This is a genomic window from Billgrantia zhangzhouensis (assembly GCF_021404465.1).
In the GTDB taxonomy this organism is placed as follows: domain Bacteria; phylum Pseudomonadota; class Gammaproteobacteria; order Pseudomonadales; family Halomonadaceae; genus Halomonas; species Halomonas zhangzhouensis.
On record NZ_JABFTT010000018.1, the window covers coordinates 50,585 to 65,952 of the forward strand.

General features: G+C 65.9%; 12 protein-coding genes and 1 pseudogene. 11 read left to right on the plus strand and 2 right to left on the minus strand.

The features are described from left to right. Positions 1-69: 69 nt before the first annotated feature. Positions 70-2,064, minus strand: coding sequence for a methyl-accepting chemotaxis protein (locus HOP51_RS19310; RefSeq protein ID WP_234275512.1), 1,995 nt, complete (start codon positions 2,062-2,064; stop codon positions 70-72). Positions 2,065-2,354: 290 nt separating this feature from the next. Between HOP51_RS19310 and HOP51_RS19315 the strand changes: the two genes are divergently transcribed. The 11 genes and pseudogenes from HOP51_RS19315 (at position 2,355) to HOP51_RS19365 (ending at position 14,912) form a co-directional block, all read left to right on the plus strand. Further along, a complete protein-coding gene (locus HOP51_RS19315) occupies positions 2,355-3,041 on the plus strand; it encodes a hypothetical protein (protein WP_234275513.1) in 687 nt (228 codons plus the stop codon). A 99-nt stretch (positions 3,042-3,140) separates the two neighbouring features. Next, positions 3,141-4,067 (plus strand): lysine exporter LysO family protein, encoded by a 927-nt coding sequence (locus tag HOP51_RS19320; RefSeq protein ID WP_234275514.1) that lies wholly within the window; start codon positions 3,141-3,143, stop codon positions 4,065-4,067. A 172-nt stretch (positions 4,068-4,239) separates the two neighbouring features. Beyond that, positions 4,240-4,356 (plus strand): annotated as a pseudogene (locus HOP51_RS19325) (sugar ABC transporter permease); the annotation flags it as partial. A 118-nt stretch (positions 4,357-4,474) separates the two neighbouring features. Beyond that, positions 4,475-6,085: an alpha-glucosidase gene (locus tag HOP51_RS19330; RefSeq protein WP_234275515.1), complete on the plus strand. Its 1,611-nt coding sequence runs from the start codon at positions 4,475-4,477 to the stop codon at positions 6,083-6,085. Positions 6,086-6,128: 43 nt separating this feature from the next. Further along, entirely contained in the window at positions 6,129-6,398 is a 270-nt protein-coding gene (locus HOP51_RS19335) for a TOBE domain-containing protein (RefSeq protein WP_407061824.1), read from the plus strand. A gap of 95 nt (positions 6,399-6,493) precedes the next feature. Beyond that, a complete protein-coding gene (locus HOP51_RS19340; protein WP_234275516.1) occupies positions 6,494-7,549 on the plus strand; it encodes a LacI family DNA-binding transcriptional regulator in 1,056 nt (351 codons plus the stop codon). Between the two features lie 104 nt (positions 7,550-7,653). Further along, entirely contained in the window at positions 7,654-8,916 is a 1,263-nt protein-coding gene (locus HOP51_RS19345; RefSeq protein WP_234275517.1) for an efflux RND transporter periplasmic adaptor subunit, read from the plus strand. Further along, the gene (locus HOP51_RS19350; RefSeq protein ID WP_234275518.1) at positions 8,913-12,020 is read left to right on the plus strand and encodes an efflux RND transporter permease subunit; all 3,108 of its coding nucleotides are present in this window, start codon (positions 8,913-8,915) and stop codon (positions 12,018-12,020) included. Before HOP51_RS19345 ends, HOP51_RS19350 begins: the two co-directional genes overlap by 4 nt. Next, complete coding sequence (locus HOP51_RS19355; protein WP_234275519.1) at positions 12,017-13,438, plus strand: ATP-binding protein; 1,422 nt, start codon at positions 12,017-12,019, stop codon at positions 13,436-13,438. Before HOP51_RS19350 ends, HOP51_RS19355 begins: the two co-directional genes overlap by 4 nt. A gap of 12 nt (positions 13,439-13,450) precedes the next feature. Then, complete coding sequence (locus HOP51_RS19360) at positions 13,451-14,170, plus strand: response regulator (RefSeq protein WP_234275520.1); 720 nt, start codon at positions 13,451-13,453, stop codon at positions 14,168-14,170. 85 nt (positions 14,171-14,255) lie between these two features. Further along, a complete protein-coding gene (locus HOP51_RS19365) occupies positions 14,256-14,912 on the plus strand; it encodes a hypothetical protein (protein ID WP_234275521.1) in 657 nt (218 codons plus the stop codon). Positions 14,913-14,988: 76 nt separating this feature from the next. Here the strand turns inward: HOP51_RS19365 and HOP51_RS19370 are convergent, their stop codons facing one another. Beyond that, positions 14,989-15,129, minus strand: a complete 141-nt coding sequence (locus HOP51_RS19370) for a hypothetical protein (RefSeq protein ID WP_234275522.1) — start codon at positions 15,127-15,129, stop codon at positions 14,989-14,991. Between the last annotated feature and the right edge of the window lie 239 nt (positions 15,130-15,368).

The following is a 15,368-nucleotide window of genomic DNA, read 5'->3' on the forward strand; positions in this document are numbered from 1 at the left end:
GAAAGCACGCCTGGCGCTTTCGACTCGGTTCTTGGACGGGCTTCTATTGGCCCATTCTGGTTGTTTCGTTCAAGCCGGCAGCAGCCGGCGTTCCACGGGATGTTGCTCGAGCCTGGCGGCGTCGGTTCCGTCCCGCTCAAGCTGCTCGAGATGCTCACCGACCTGAAAGCGGGCGATCAGTCTGGTCATTTCCCCGGCCTGGTCATCCAGCGAACGGCTCGCGGTGGCGACCTGCTCGACCAGCGCCGCATTCTGCTGGGTGGTGGCCTCGAGCTGAGCCACGGCCTGGTTGATCTGCTCGATACCCGCCGACTGCTCATCGCTGGCCGACGCGATCTCCGCCACCAGATCGGCGGACTGGCGCACGTCACGCGAAATCGCCGTGAGCGCTTCCGAGGTCTGTCCCACCAACCCATTGCCGGCTTCCACGCGCCGAGTGGTATTGTCGATCAATTGACGAATGTGTTCGGCCTCTTCGGCGCTGCGGCTGGCCAGCTTACGCACCTCATCAGCAACCACGGCGAAGCCACGGCCATGCTCGCCGGCCCTGGCCGCTTCCACTGAAGCATTGAGGGCCAGCAGATTGGTCTGGAAGGCAATGCCGTCGATCGCCTCAACGATGGCAGTGACCTGGCGGTTGGCCTCGAAGATCTGCCGCATGGCCTGGCGCGCTTCCTCGGCGACCCGGCTGGCCTGTTCGGCCTGGGTGACGGCCTGCTCGCTCATGGCACTGGCCTGGCGCGCATTGTCGGCTGATTGACGCACGGTGGAAGTCATCTGCTCTATGCTGGTGGCAGTTTCCACCAGCGAGGAGGACTGCTCTTCGGTACGGCTCGCCAGGTCCTCGTTGCCCTGGGCGATCTCGCCGCTGGCCGAACCGACACCGCGCGCGCCCTGCTGGATCGCAGCCACCAGCGCTTCCATGTCGGCGGTCGAGGTGTTGAAGGCGCGATAGAGCTGAGACAGTTCATCGCTGCCCGACTCGGCCAATCGCTGAGTGAGATCGCCGCCGCGCGCTTCGATCTGGCCCAGGGCTCGGCGCAGCGGCACCACCATGGTGCGCACCAGCACGAAGGAGAGGAGCACTGACACCGCCATGGCCAATGCTGCCAAACCGGCGAATGTCCAGAGACCCAGCCGCGCTTCCCTGGCCTGCGCAGTGGCCTGTGTTTTCACGTCCTCGGCCAGGGCAAGTTCGACCTCGCGCAGACGCTCGAGCTTGCCGGTCTGGGCTTCGAACCAGCGTTCGGAGCGAACGCCATAACCCCCATCAATGCCCTGGCGCATGGCAATCTGGCGCATCATGTACAGGCTGCCATGCGCCTCGTGTTCCACGGTGGCGGCACGGTAACGTGCCGCCATGTCGGCATCGGCCAGTACCGTGAAGCTCTCTTCGAACGCCTCTTCCTCCCCTAGCAGCCTCAGGAAGCGGTAGTAGACATCCGACGACATGCGATTGGCGGCAAAGGCACTGGCCAGCAGCGCGCGCTCGATGCCGGCGGTTTCCTTGATCTCCAGCAGGGCGTAGTAGGCCCCCAGGCTACGGGTCAACGAGCCGGCGTTACCGAGCGCGTTCAGCCGGCCTACGACCTCAGCCAGATACGAGTTGATCTCGGTATAGTACTCGAGCGCATCCAGATCCGAGATGCCCAGGGCATCGACCTCGCGCCGCATGTCGGCAATCCCGGCCAACAGCGTCTCCACCTCCTCCAGCCGTTCGCCGATCTCGGGGTCACCGCCGTGGTCTATCTCCTGCCAAGCGGTACGGTAGGTCGCCAGTCGTTCGTCGACGCTGGTGCGCTGGGCAACGAGTCGACCGCCGAAGTTCTCTCCCCGGCTACCGAGGAAGCCGGCCGAGAGGCCGCGCTCGACCTGGAGCTCATGCACCAGGCCACCCAGCTGGGCGGACAGTTCGGTGAAGCGCTCGACCTGCTGCATGTCATTGGCCAGGCGTTGCCGCTCCATGATGCCGACACCGGCCAGCCAGACGATGATGCAAAGGGGAAGTGCCAGCGCCAGCATGAACTTGCGCGACACCGGGATGCGGTGAAGAAGATTCTGCATGTGAGGAACCCTGCCGAACTCAGTGATATCGAAGGTCGTGACGTGGCTGGCGTAGCATGCCGTTGTTGTTGTGATATCCGTCGGCCCAACGCTACTTCGGCCGGGCACGGAAAACCTTGAGTCCGCAGGAACGTTCGTCGGTGAAAACACTGATCGGCGTCATGGTTTCTGCGGCTCCGCATGAGGCCCCCTGACCAAGAGCAACCAAGAAACCATCGTGCACTGGGGAACCGATACGCACGGCCGGGGCTCACAGGGACTGTCGCCTCTCAGTCAAGCGGTGCTTCGCCATGAACCGACCCCGACACGCTCTTGACCGCCTCACTTACCTGCTGCTGCTGGCCTGGCTCCCCGCCATGGCGTCGGCGGAGGTGCCGGAGCCCCAAGCCATCCTGCAGCCCTTCAATGCCAGCTATCGGCTGGAGGTGAAGGGCTGGCCCAACGCCACCATCGATCATCGCTTGAGCCGTGAGAGCGGACACTGGCAGAGCCGCATGCAGGCCGCGATTACCGTGGCCCGCGGCAACGAAAGCAGCCGCTTCATCGTCACCCCGGAGGGTGTGCGCTCGGTGAACTACTCCAGCGGCTACTCGCTGTTGGGCGTGGGCGGCAACTACCGCCTGGGCAGCAGTGAGCTTTCCGGACTACCCGACCGTCAGGCAGCGCTGATCGAACTCTCGCGCCGCGCCTTGAACGGTGACTGCCAAGGCACTGTCTGTCGCCTCGTCTATCAGGACCACCGTGGTCGCGAGGAGACGCTTGACTTCCGATCGCTGGGCACGCAAGCGCTGGCCCTGCCTGCCGGAGAGTTCGAGGCGATTAAGGTCGAAGTGAACGACCCGGAAACCCCCGAGCGCAAGATGCTGTTCTACTTCCATCCGCAGTATCCGGGGCTGCTGCTGGCGGTGGATTACCACCGCGACGGCGAACGCAAGAGTCGTCTCACCCTCACTTCGCTGACCTCTGAGGGCCGCTGAGCGCCAATTGACGGCGCTGACACAGCACAACGAGCCAATCGCTGGTAGAGTTAGCGGTTTTCGCCGCCCTGGCCTGGGCGGCTCAACGAAGGAACCGCGATGCTCTCGGGGCTTTTGATCGTACTGCTGCCGCTGCTGCTGGGTTATCTGGTACCGGTACGCCATGCCGGCGTGATGAGCGTCATCAACCGTGGCGTCAATGCCTCGGTCTACGTCATCCTGCTGCTGATGGGCATCGGCCTGGCGGGGCTCGACGAACTCAGCCGCGAATTGTCGCGCATGGGCGGACAGGCCATGCAGCTGTTCGCGGCGATCACCGCCTGCAATCTCGCCGCCCTGTGGTGGTTGTCACGTCGCCTGGGGCTGCGCATGGGCTCATCACCGGTGGTGAAGGACGCCCCCACCACCAAGCTGGCGGCATTGCTCGGCTCGCTCTCCCTGGTGGCCGTGGTGGCAGGCGGCATACTGCTCGGGCTCGCACTCGCCTGGCTGGGAGGCGATGTCATCTTCCAGCATGCCGAGCAATGGGCCGAATGGGTGCTCTATGTGCTGCTGGCACTGATCGGCTGCCAGCTCCGCAACTCGGGCATGCCGCTGAAGCAGATCCTGCTCAACCGTCACGGACTGGCCATTGCCACGACCCTGGCGATCAGTTCCCTTATCGGCGGTCTACTCGCTGCCCCCCTGCTGGCACTGAGCTGGAACGAGGGCCTGGCGCTGGCATCCGGCTTCGGCTGGTATTCGCTTTCGGCGATCCTGGTGGGCGATCAGTTGGGGCCGGTGCTTGGCGGCGTGGCTTTCTTCAACGACCTCACCCGAGAACTGCTTGCCTTCATCCTGATTCCCTTGCTCATCAGGCGCCACGCGCCGCTGGCCATCGGCTACGGTGGCGCCACCTCGATGGATTTCACGCTGCCGGTGATTCAACAACATGGCGGCGTGGCCTGTGTACCCATCGCCGTGGTCAGCGGCTTCATCCTCTCGCTGTTGTCGCCGCCCTTGACCCTGTTCTTCCTGTCACTCTGAACATTTCGTCCCGATGAGAAAGCACTTGGCTGGACTATGCTCATGCAGTGCCAGGACACACTGACTCGCCGAAAGGCTAGGTTGAACTCATCGAGCAGAAACGGCTAACTGGGCGCCACACGAACTTAAACGATCAAGTTCGTGCAGCCAGCCATTACAACAAGCCGACAAGGATACCCCCATCGCCTGGCCCGCCGATGCCTGCTACTCGATGCGGGCGGTGATCATGGTCGACGTGTGGAAGACCACGCCGTTCGTCGCCCTGCTGGAGCTGGCCGCGCTGCAGATGCCAGCCGGCGCCGTGAAGGGATGAGCCAGAAAGACTGAACCCGGTGCGAACATCACTGTCCACGCCGACTCGCACCTGACGAACACTGCACCAATCGAGGCTTGAACAAGGGAACCCCATGCAAGACAACACTCTCTGGTGGCGCGGCGGCGTCATCTACCAGATCTACCCGCGCAGCTTCATGGACAGCAACGGCGACGGTGTCGGCGACCTGCCCGGCGTGACCGAGCGACTCGACTACGTTGCCTCGCTCGGCGTGGATGGCATCTGGCTGTCGCCCTTCTTCACCTCGCCGATGCGCGACTTCGGCTACGACATCAGTGACTATCGCGGCGTCGATCCGCTGTTCGGCACGCTCGACGATTTCAAGCAACTGCTGGAACGCGCCCATGCGCTCGGCCTCAAGGTGATCATCGACCAGGTCATCAGCCACACCTCGGACCAGCATCCCTGGTTCCAGGAGAGCCGCATGAACCGCGACAGCCCGGGGGCCGAGTGGTATGTATGGGCCGACCCCAACCCGGACGGCACGCCGCCCAACAACTGGCTGTCGATCTTCGGCGGGCCGGCGTGGACCTTCGACAGCCGGCGCCAGCAGTACTACCTGCATAACTTCCTGTCGAGCCAGCCGGACCTCAACTTCCACAATCCCGAGGTGCGCGCCGCCCAGCTCGACAACATGCGCTTCTGGCTGGAGTTGGGCGTCGACGGCTTCCGCCTCGACACGGTGAACTTCTACTTTCACGACCAGCACCTGCGCAGCAACCCGGCGCTGACCATCGATGCCACCCGCACCATGGGTGCGCCCAAGGAGAACCCCTATACCTGGCAGCGCCACGTATACGACATCAGCCGACCCGAAAACGTCGACTTCCTGCGCGAGCTGCGCGCGCTGATGGACGAGTATCCCGGTACCACCACGGTGGGCGAGATCGGCGACGACACGCCGCTGGAGCGAATGGCCGAGTACACCTCGGGCGGCGACAAGCTGCACATGGCCTATACCTTCGACCTGCTCAACTCGCCGCGCTCGCCGGACTACATCCGCGGCGTGCTGCAGCGCTTCCAGCAGTTCGCCGGCGATGCCTGGCCGTGCTGGGCGCTGTCCAACCACGACGTGGTGCGCAGTGCCACCCGCTGGGGCAGCGAGGAGTGCGCCTTCGCCTACCCGCGCGTGGCGCTGGCGCTACTGTTCTCGCTGCGCGGCAGCGTATGTCTCTATCAGGGCGAGGAGCTCGGTCTGCCCGAGGCCGACGTGCCCTTCGAGCGCATCCAGGATCCCTACGGCCTGCCGCTGTGGCCCGACTTCAAGGGCCGCGACGGCTGCCGCACCCCGATGCCCTGGGACGACACCCCGCTGGCGGGTTTCTCGACCATCGAACCGTGGCTGCCGGTGGCCGAACCGCACCTGCCGCTGTCGGTGGCGCGCCAGGAGGAGGATACCGAGTCGATGCTCAACGCCACCCGTCGCCTGCTGCGCTTCCGATACCAGCACCCCGCGCTGTTCGACGGCGACATGGAACTGCATGAACTGGGCGAAGCGCTGGTCGCCTTCACCCGCCAGCGGGGTAGCGACAAGCTGCTGTGCGTGTTCAATCTCACCGGACAGCCACAGACCGCCGCCCTGCCCGATATTCGCGAAGCGCTGCAGGAGCATGGCTTCCAGTACGAGGTGAGCGGTGGCACGTTGCATCTGCCACCGTATCAGGCGGCCTATTTCCGCCTCTAGCCAATTTTCAGATGCCTCGGGTCACGCCCAGGGCTCGGAGCTGATGCTGGGCATTCGTCCCGAGCACCTGCGTCTGGCCGAGGCCCAGGGCAGCGAAGGGTTCGAGATCGCCAACGTCGAATATCTCGGCAACGAGGTCTACGTCTATCTCGAACCCAAGGCGGGCGACACGCTATTGATCCAGCGTGGCGAAGCCCCCACACGCTGGTCGGTCGGCCAGCGCGTGGCGCTGGCGCCCGCCCCCGGGCACGTCCATCTGTTCGATAACGGCAACCGGGCGCTGCCGCTCAAGGCGACGCTAGCCGTGGCCTGAGGCCGTGGCATCGTCACAAAAATCGACGGCGGGACTGTCCCGGCCATGGTCGGGGCGGTATGCTGGACACCGTACTCATTAGCAGGAAAATCATCGTGTCGCCACCGGCCCGCCGTATCACGCTCAAGGACCTGGCCCGCGAGCTCGGCGTCTCCACCGCCACCATATCCAATGCCTTCAACCGCCCGGATCAGCTCTCGCCCAACCTGCGCGAGCGCATCCTCGCCGAGGCCAAACGACTGGGCTTTCGCGGCCCCGACGCCAAGGCGCGCAGCCTGCGCACCGGGCGCTCGCGGATCATCGCGGTGATCCTGGCAGAGAGTCTCACCTACAGCCTCAACGACGCCGTCTCCAGCGAATTTCTCTCGGGCGTGGCCGAGGTTCTCGACACCCAGGGCCATACCCTACTGCTGCTCTCCGCACGCCAGGCCAAGTGTCAACTGGTCGATTCGGCGAGCATGGCCGATGGCTTCATCGTCTACGGCATGATGCCTTCCGAGGAGCTATTCGACTCGCTGCCGCTCAACGCCTCGCTGGTCGCCGTCGACTTCAACGTCTCGGGCCACCCTTCGGTTCACGTCGATAACGAGCCGGCCTGCTTCGAGATTGCCGACCATGCCCTGACGGCCACCCCGCGCAAGCGCCCGGCCATCGTCAACCTGCGTCTTACCCGCGAGCCGTGCAACGGTCGCATCGACCCCAAGCACACCCTGCTGCCAGCCGAACTGACCATTACCCGTTCACGCCTGGCAGGCTTTCATCGCGCCCTGGAAAAGCACGGTTTCGACACCGACCGGATCCCCATGTGGAACGTGGAGGAGAACACCTTCCGGGTCTGCGAACCGGTGCTCGAGGAGATCCTCGACCTTCCCGACGACGAGCGGCCCGACCTGTTACTGTGCATGTCCGACCGTATCGCCCTGACCGCCCTGACGCTCGCCGAGCAGCGTGGCCTACGCATTCCCGACGACCTGTGCCTGACCGGCTTCGACGGCATTGCCGAAGGGCAATACCGGGCGCCCCGGCTGACCACGGCACGTCAGGAGAGCAGCGACAAGGGGCGCCTTGCGGCACGCATGATCCTGGGCCTGGAGCCGGGCCACTCACGCCTGCTGGGCACCGAGCTGATGCTGGGCGAAACCTGCCCCTGAGCTACCTGTCGGGCCCGCTTGCACACTGCTTGCACGCTTTGTGACCATTGGCTGCATCGCCTTGCGCGATGCTGCCGGGGCTCACTCTTCGTCGCGAGTCTTCGATGCCAGCCTCTTCATCGCTTTCCCCACCCTCCCGCAGCGGCGCTGCCACCCGTCAACGCGGTCGTTTCTCTTTAGTTGCCTTGCTTGCCGTACTGGTTCTGGCAGCGGGAGCGGCCGGTGCCTGGTGGCTGCTCTCGCAACCGCCCCGTATCGAGCGTAGGGCACCGGCAGAGGTCCCGGCACCGCTGGTCGACACGGTGCTGGCACAGCGGCAGGCGGCCGCCCCGGAGCTGCACGGCTTCGGCCGGGTCGTCGCCGAGCGCGAGGCGCGCCTGGCCAGCCGGGTTGCCGGCGAGCTACTCGAATTCACTCCTGAGGCATTGCCGGGCCGCGTGGTGGAGACCGGCACGCCGCTGGCGCGCCTGGACGACAGCGATCTGCATCTGGCCCTGCGCGAAGCCGAGGCGGCACTAGCACAGGCCGAGGCACAGCTGGCCATGGAGCGTGGCGAGCAGCAGCGCGCCGAAGCCGAATATCGTAGCTTTGGCCGCGAGCTTTCCGCCGAGCGCCGCGCCCTGGTACTGCGCGAGCCACAGCTGCGTCAGGCCCAGGCGGAAGTGGAACGTGCCCGGGCCGCCCGCGACCGGGCACGGCTGGATCTCGAACGAGCCACCCTCACAGCACCTTGGCGCGGCATGGTCCAGGCCCAGTTGCTGGGTGCCGGCAGCATGCTGGCCAACGGTACCGAGGTCATCCACCTAGTCGATGTTTCGCGTTTCTGGGTGCGTGTCTCGCTACCCGGTGCGGCACTCGACTGGCTCGCATCCGCCGATGCCAACGGCCCCGGCAGCCAGGTGCGCCTGACATCGCGCACCTGGCCCGGCGACGCGGCGCGTCACGGCGAGGTGATCGCCATGCTGCCGTCGCTCGAGGAGCAGGGCCTTCAGGCCCAACTGCTGGTGGCGGTCGACGACCCCCTGGGTCTCGTGAGCGGTGCCCCCGCCCTGCGCCTGGGTGATGTAGTGCGCCTGGAATTCGACGCCCGGCCCCAAGAGGGGCTGTTCGTCGTTCCGGCCGCCGCCCTGCGCCCGGGTGACCTGCTGTGGGTGCTGGACGACGAGGAGCGCCTGCGCCGCCGTACGGTGGAGGTGGTGCATCGCGGCGAGACGCGCGTGTTGGTCGGTGCCGGCCTCGAGGAGGGTGAACGCGTGGTGACGTCACAGCTCGGCCAGCCGCGCGAAGGCATGCGCCTGCGGCCACGCATCGCCGACCGCGAACGTCCAGCCGGCGAACGTACCGAGCACGGGGAGCGCCGCTCATGATGCGTCGCGGCCCCATCGCCTGGATGGTCCATCACGGTGTCGCCCCCAACCTATTGATGGTACTGCTGATCGTTGGCGGCCTGCTGGCCTCGCTGACGATCAAGAAAGAGGTCTTCCCCGATTTCGAGCTGGAGATCGTCCACGTGGCAATCGGCTATCCCGGCGCCACGCCCGAAGAAGCGGAGCGCAGCCTGCTGCTGCCCATGGAGGCGGCCTTGGCCGATGTCGACGGCATCGACGAGATGACCGCCACCGCCAACGAAGGGGCCGGGCGTGTCTCTCTGACCCTGATCGACGGGGTCGACGTGATGCGCGCCTATCAGGACATTCAGCAGGCGATCAATGCCATCACCAACCTGCCTGCCGCCGCCGACCCGCCGCGTTTCAGTCTTGCCGGCCGTTCGCGCAGCGTCATGAGCCTGCAGGTCCATGGCTGGGTCGGCGAACGGCTGCTGCATGACGTCGCCGAGGAGCTGCGCGCCGAGCTGCAGGCATCCCCCGGCATTTCGCGAGTGGAACTGTCGGGCAATCGCGAGCGCGAGATCCAGGTGCTACTCGATGCCGAGGCCATGCATCGCCATGGGTTCGACCATCGCGGCCTGGCCTCTCGCATCGCCGACGAAGCACTGGATCTCGCCAGTGGCCGGCTGGCCACCGCCGAGGGGGAATGGCTGATCCGCTATCAGGGACGGCGCGACGAGGCCCGAGAATTCGCCGAGCTGCCGTTGGTCGGTACCGCCGACGGCAGCCAGCTGCGCCTGGGCGACATCGCCCGGGTCGACGACGGCTTCGCCGAGAGCGATCGCGAGGTGCTGTTCAACGGCGCTCCGGCGCTGAGCCTGGAGGTCTATCAGATCGGCGACCAGACGCCGATCGGTATCTCCGACGCGGTGCATGCCCAGCTCGAGCGGCTGCGTGCCGGTCTGCCCGAAGGGGTCAGCCTGAGCGTGTCCCAGGACAGCTCCGAGATCTACCGCGACCGTCTCGACCTGCTGCTCAAGAATGCCTGGTTGGGCCTGGCCCTGGTGCTGGTGCTGATGGCTCTGTTCCTCGAGGCACGCCTGGCGTTCTGGGTCACGCTGGGCATTCCCACCGCCTTCCTCGGCGCCATGCTGTTTCTGCCGTGGCTCGGCGTGTCGATCAACATGATGTCGATGTTCGCCTTCATCATCGCGCTGGGCATCGTGGTTGACGACGCCATCATGGTCGGCGAGAACATCCACAGCTACCGCGAGCAGGGCCACTCCCTGCGCGAGGCCGCGGTGCGCGGCGCGCGCGAAATGGCGGTTCCGATCACCTTCGCCATCCTCTCCAACATCGTCGCCTTCCTGCCACTGCTGTTCCTGCCGGGCTTCCTCGGCATGATCTTCGCCGTGGTGCCGCTGGTGGTGGTCACGGTGTTCCTGGTGTCGTGGCTGGAGGCGCTGTTCATTCTCCCCGGCCACCTGGCCCATCGTGCCGGCGGTCGCGAGCCGCGCCCCTGGTTCCAGCCGCTGGACCGCCTGCGCCGTACACTTCAGGATGGGCTGGCCCACTTCACCCAGCAGCGCTTCGAGCCGTTCCTGCAGCGTGCCCTCGATTTGCGCCTGCTGACCGTGAGCCTGGCGATTGCCGTACTCACCCTAGCCATCGCCTGGAGCCTGAGCGGTCGCATGGGCTTCTCGCTGATGCCGCGAGTGGAGTCCGACCGGGTCCAGGCCACGGTGACCCTGCCGGTGGGCAGCCCCATCGCCGAGGACCGGCGCATTCGCGACCAGTTGCTGGATGCCGCCACGGCGCTCACCGAACGTGACGACGGCCCACGCTTCAGCGATACCCGAGCCCAGATCGACGGCGACCGCCTGAACGTGCGACTGACGCTGGAGCGCGCCAGCCTCGACGCCTGGCCACCTTCACGCGTGGCGCGGGCCTGGCGCGAGGAAGCCGGCGACGTCCTCGGTGCCCAGGCGGTGCGCTTCGAGTCGGACTTCGGCGGTCCGGGTGCCGGCGCCGGGCTCACCCTGCGCCTGTCGCATCCCGACAGCCGCGCACTGGAGGCCGCCGCTACCCGACTCGCCGACGAGCTTGCCGAATTCGACGGCCTGACCGATATCGACAGCGGCCTGGCCGACGGCAAGCCGCAGCTCGAACTGCGCCTGTCGCCGGAAGGTCGCGCCCTGGGGCTCACCGGGGCCGACTTGGCTGCCCAGCTACGCGGCCCACTGCAGGGCGTTACCGCCGTCGAGCAGTTCGTCGGGCGCCACGAGATCAGCGTCGAGGTGCGCCTGCCGGGAGAAGAGCGCGACAGCCTGGGGCATCTCTACCGGCTGCCGATCCGCACCGCAGATGGCCTGGAGGTACCGCTCGAGCGGATCGCCGAGATCCACCTGGGGCGTGCCGCCACCACATTGGAGCGTCTCGACGGCCGGCGTCAGATCAGCGTCACTGCCGACACCGACAGCGACGCGCAGATCAACCAGGTAATCGCCACCCTACAGGCAGAGGTCTTCCCCGCATTGCAGGCGGCCTGGCCGGGGCTGGAGTTGACCCTCGGCGGCCGCCAGCAGGAGACTGCCGACAACGTCTCGGCACTGAGCCAGGCCACCTGGCTGACGTTGATTGCGCTCTACGCGCTGCTGGCGATCCCGTTTCGCAGCTACCTGCAGCCGCTGCTGGTACTGGCGGCGATTCCCTTCGGCATCATCGGCGCCATGGCCGGTCATGCGATCATGGGCTTCGGCCTCTCGGTAATCAGCCTGATGGGCATGCTGGCGCTCTCCGGCGTGGTGATCAACGACGCCCTGGTGCTGATCGACTACGCCAACCGGCGACGGCGTGAAGGCTTCGGCGCCCGCGAGGCCATCGTCGCCGCGGCGACCCGCCGCCTTCGGCCGATCCTGATGACCACCCTGACCACTTTCCTTGGCCTCGCGCCGATGATCTTCGAGACCTCGCGCCAGGCGCGGTTCATGATCCCCATGGCCATCTCGCTGGGCTTCGGCATGCTGTTTGCCACCCTCATCCTGCTGATACTGGTACCCTGCCTCTATCTCATGCTGGAGGGTCTGCGCGAACGATGGGAGCACCAGAGCAACGCCCACTCTACCCAGGAGCCGATCCGATGAGGCCACGCTTCGCCCGTCCGCCCTTCTCGCACCTGGGCGTCAAACTGTTCGTCATCATCCTCTCGGTCAACGTGGCAATCGCCGGACTGGTCTTCCTGGCGGTGTCGCGCAGCCTCGACCGCGGCTTTCTCGAGTACCTCGAAACTACCCAGACCAGCCGCGCCGAGACCCTCGCCGATGGTCTGGCCGAGGAGTGGGCACGTCGCGGCGACTGGCAATGGCTGCGCGACTCGCCGCCGGCCTGGAAGCGCCTGGTGCACCGGCAGCTGTGGCCCGGCGACCGACCGCCCCACGGCATCGAGCGCCGCCTGGGCGACCCTCGCGACTTCGTACTGCACGACGCCGAGGGCTTGCCGGTAATCGGCCTGCCCCCGGATGACAGGGAGCTTGCCGCCGAACTCGAGTGGCTGCCCATCGAGCACGATGGCCAACGAATCGGCACGCTCGGCTATCGTCCTCCACAGCAGTTGATGGCACGCATGGACCGCATCTTCCTGTCCCGCCAGCAGCGCAACCTGGGTATCATCGTCGGCGCCCTGGGCCTGGCCTCGCTGCTGCTGGCCGGCGGTCTGGCCTGGTGGCTGGGGCGGCGCACCCGCAGCATGGCATTGGCCACCCGCCGCCTGATGGAGGGCGACTACAGTGCACGGCTGCCGGAGCGCGGCCGAGACGAGCTCTCGCGCCTGGCGCGCGACTTCAACATGCTGGCGGCTACGCTGGAAGCCAGCCGCGAGGCGCGTAGCCGCTGGGTCTCCGACATCGCTCACGAACTGCGCACACCGCTGGCGGTGCTGCGCGGCGAGATCGAGGCCATGCAGGACGGCATCCGCCCACTCGATGAGGACAACCTGCGTTCACTCTCGCAGGAAGTGGGCCAGCTCGAGCGGCTGGTGGCCGACCTGCGCCTGCTCTCCCAAAGCGATGCCGGCGCGCTCGAGGTGCAGCTCGCCCCCCTCGATCTGGCGGCGAGCCTGACCTCACGTCTCGAGGAGGCCAACGGTTGGCTCGCCGATTGCGGCATGACGCTTTCCACCTCGATACAGGGGCCGGCCTGGATGCGTGGCGATTCCCGCCGCCTGCGCCAGCTGTGGACCAATCTGCTCGACAACAGCTGCGCCTACACCACCTCGCCGGGGCAACTGGAAGTCAAGCTGGTGGCTACGAGCAGCCAGGTACGGGTCATCTGGCAGGACAGCCCACCGGGAGTGCCCGAGACCGCGCTCGAGCGACTCACCGAGCGGCTCTACCGGGTCGAGGGCTCACGTAGCCGCGCCAGCGGCGGAAGCGGCCTCGGACTTTCCATTGCCAATGCCCTGGTCAAGAGCCATGGCGGCACCATGCAGGCCTCACCCTCCCCGCTGGGTGGGTTATGCTGGACTATCGAGTTCCCCGCTCTTGCGGCCGATGAGCGAACATAAGGAAAGCCGCCCATGCACGACGCCGAAACTCCACGTGACACCCTGCTGATCGTCGAGGATGAACCCAAGATCGCACGCCTGGTCGCCGATTACCTTGAAGGTAGCGGTTACGCCACCTGGCATATCGACCATGGCGACCAGGTGTTGTCCTGGCTGCAGGAACAGAACGACGAAGAGCAACTACCGTCGCTGGTACTGCTCGACCTGATGCTGCCCGGTACCGACGGGCTCACCCTATGCCGCGAGATTCGCCAGCGCTGGCCGGAAGTGGCGATCATCATGTTGACGGCACGGGTCGAGGAAGTGGATCGCCTGCTGGGCCTGGAACTCGGCGCCGACGACTATATCTGCAAGCCGTTCAGCCCGCGCGAGGTGGTCGCCAGAGTCAAGGCGGTATTGCGCCGCAGCCAGGCGCTGCGCGATCCGGCCGCGATCGCCGGCAGCCACCTGGCGCTCGACGACGATGGCTGGCGTGCGCTGGCCGACGGCCAGGACCTGGGTCTCACCGCCGTGGAATATCAACTGCTCAAGGTGATGATGCAGTCGCCGGGACGTATCTTCACCCGCGACCAACTGATGGATCGCATGTACCGCGACCACCGCATCGTCTCCGAGCGCACCGTCGACAGCCACGTCAAGAAACTGCGGCGCAAGATCAGTGACGTCTGGCCCGAACGTGAAATCATCCGTTCGGTTTATGGCGTCGGCTACAAGTACCAACCTGAGGAGTGACCTTGCTTCTTTCACGTTTTCTGCAAGTTGGTTGCACAGCGCCCTACGACACTGCCAGCATCCCCCACGCAAAGGAGTGACCGAGATGCGCCGTACCACCACCCGAAACCTGCTGCTGCCCGCCCTGCTCGCCGTGGCCATCGCCCCCATGTCGCTGGCGGCCGTCGCCGCCCCCGGACAGGGTGAAGACGGCTGGCACGAGCAGCGCCAGGAGCGCTTCGAGGAGCGCCGCCAAGAACTGTTCGAGCGCGCCGGACTCGACGAGGAGGCCCGCAGCGCCCTGGAGGATGCCCACAGCGAACACATGCAGGCACTGCGTGAGCTGCACGAGCAGCACCGCGAGCGCATGGACGAGATCCTCGACGAGGAGCAGCGTGACGCTCTGCGCGAGGCCAAGCGTGAGATGCGCCAGGAGCGCCATGCCGAGCGCGGCGGTGAGCGTCGTCAGAGCATGCAGGAGCGTCTGACCACACTGGTCGACAGCTGGGAGCTCTCCGACGAGGAGCGCGAGCGATTGGCCGAGCTGCGCGAAGCCCTCTACGCCGACATGCGGGAGCTGCGCGAGCAGAGCTTCGACTCCCGCGAAGAGCGCCGCGAAACCTGGCAATCTCTGCGCGACGAACATCGCGAGGCTCTGGGCGAGGTGCTCAGCGAAGAGCAGATCGAAGCCCTCGAAGCCTTCATGCAGCCCCGCCACCACAAGGGCCACGGCAAGCCTCATGGCGAACGTCAGCGCGGCTGATCGAACGTCCGGAAATACGCAGCGGGCCCGGCACACGCCGGGCCCGCTGCGTTTCATGCCATCCCGAAAGACCCAGTCATAGAGCACGCCCGGCAGCCAGAACGATGCCCGACACCATGTAGAGAATGAACATGGCCACGAACACCATCAGCAGGAACCGCGCGATACCGATGAAAATATCGCCCAGCTGTATGCCCTTGAGGTAAAAGGCCGACATCGCCATGGGCGGGGTGAGGAACGAAGTCTGGTGACATCAGATGGGCGCAAGCGGCTTCTCCTATGTTCAGTTAACGTTTTGTCCGGATCTGTTAACGCAGAGTTGAAGGGCTCCCACAAAACGCGTATTTTATTTGAACGTTCATTCAAAAATAAGAGCGACTTTCCGCCTTGAAGTCGTCAGCCCTGACACCGTCACCCCACTCCCGCGGCATTTACGCGATTCTCTCGGCCTCGATA

Coding starts and splice junctions, on each gene's coding strand:
- HOP51_RS19310 (WP_234275512.1), bottom strand. CDS start 2,064: ATGCAGAATCTTCTTCACCGCATCCCGGTGTCGCGCAAGTTCATGCTG.
- HOP51_RS19315 (WP_234275513.1), top strand. CDS start 2,355: ATGAACCGACCCCGACACGCTCTTGACCGCCTCACTTACCTGCTGCTG.
- HOP51_RS19320 (WP_234275514.1), top strand. CDS start 3,141: ATGCTCTCGGGGCTTTTGATCGTACTGCTGCCGCTGCTGCTGGGTTAT.
- HOP51_RS19330 (WP_234275515.1), top strand. CDS start 4,475: ATGCAAGACAACACTCTCTGGTGGCGCGGCGGCGTCATCTACCAGATC.
- HOP51_RS19335 (WP_407061824.1), top strand. CDS start 6,129: ATGCTGGGCATTCGTCCCGAGCACCTGCGTCTGGCCGAGGCCCAGGGC.
- HOP51_RS19345 (WP_234275517.1), top strand. CDS start 7,654: ATGCCAGCCTCTTCATCGCTTTCCCCACCCTCCCGCAGCGGCGCTGCC.
- HOP51_RS19350 (WP_234275518.1), top strand. CDS start 8,913: ATGATGCGTCGCGGCCCCATCGCCTGGATGGTCCATCACGGTGTCGCC.
- HOP51_RS19355 (WP_234275519.1), top strand. CDS start 12,017: ATGAGGCCACGCTTCGCCCGTCCGCCCTTCTCGCACCTGGGCGTCAAA.
- HOP51_RS19360 (WP_234275520.1), top strand. CDS start 13,451: ATGCACGACGCCGAAACTCCACGTGACACCCTGCTGATCGTCGAGGAT.
- HOP51_RS19365 (WP_234275521.1), top strand. CDS start 14,256: ATGCGCCGTACCACCACCCGAAACCTGCTGCTGCCCGCCCTGCTCGCC.
- HOP51_RS19370 (WP_234275522.1), bottom strand. CDS start 15,129: ATGTCGGCCTTTTACCTCAAGGGCATACAGCTGGGCGATATTTTCATC.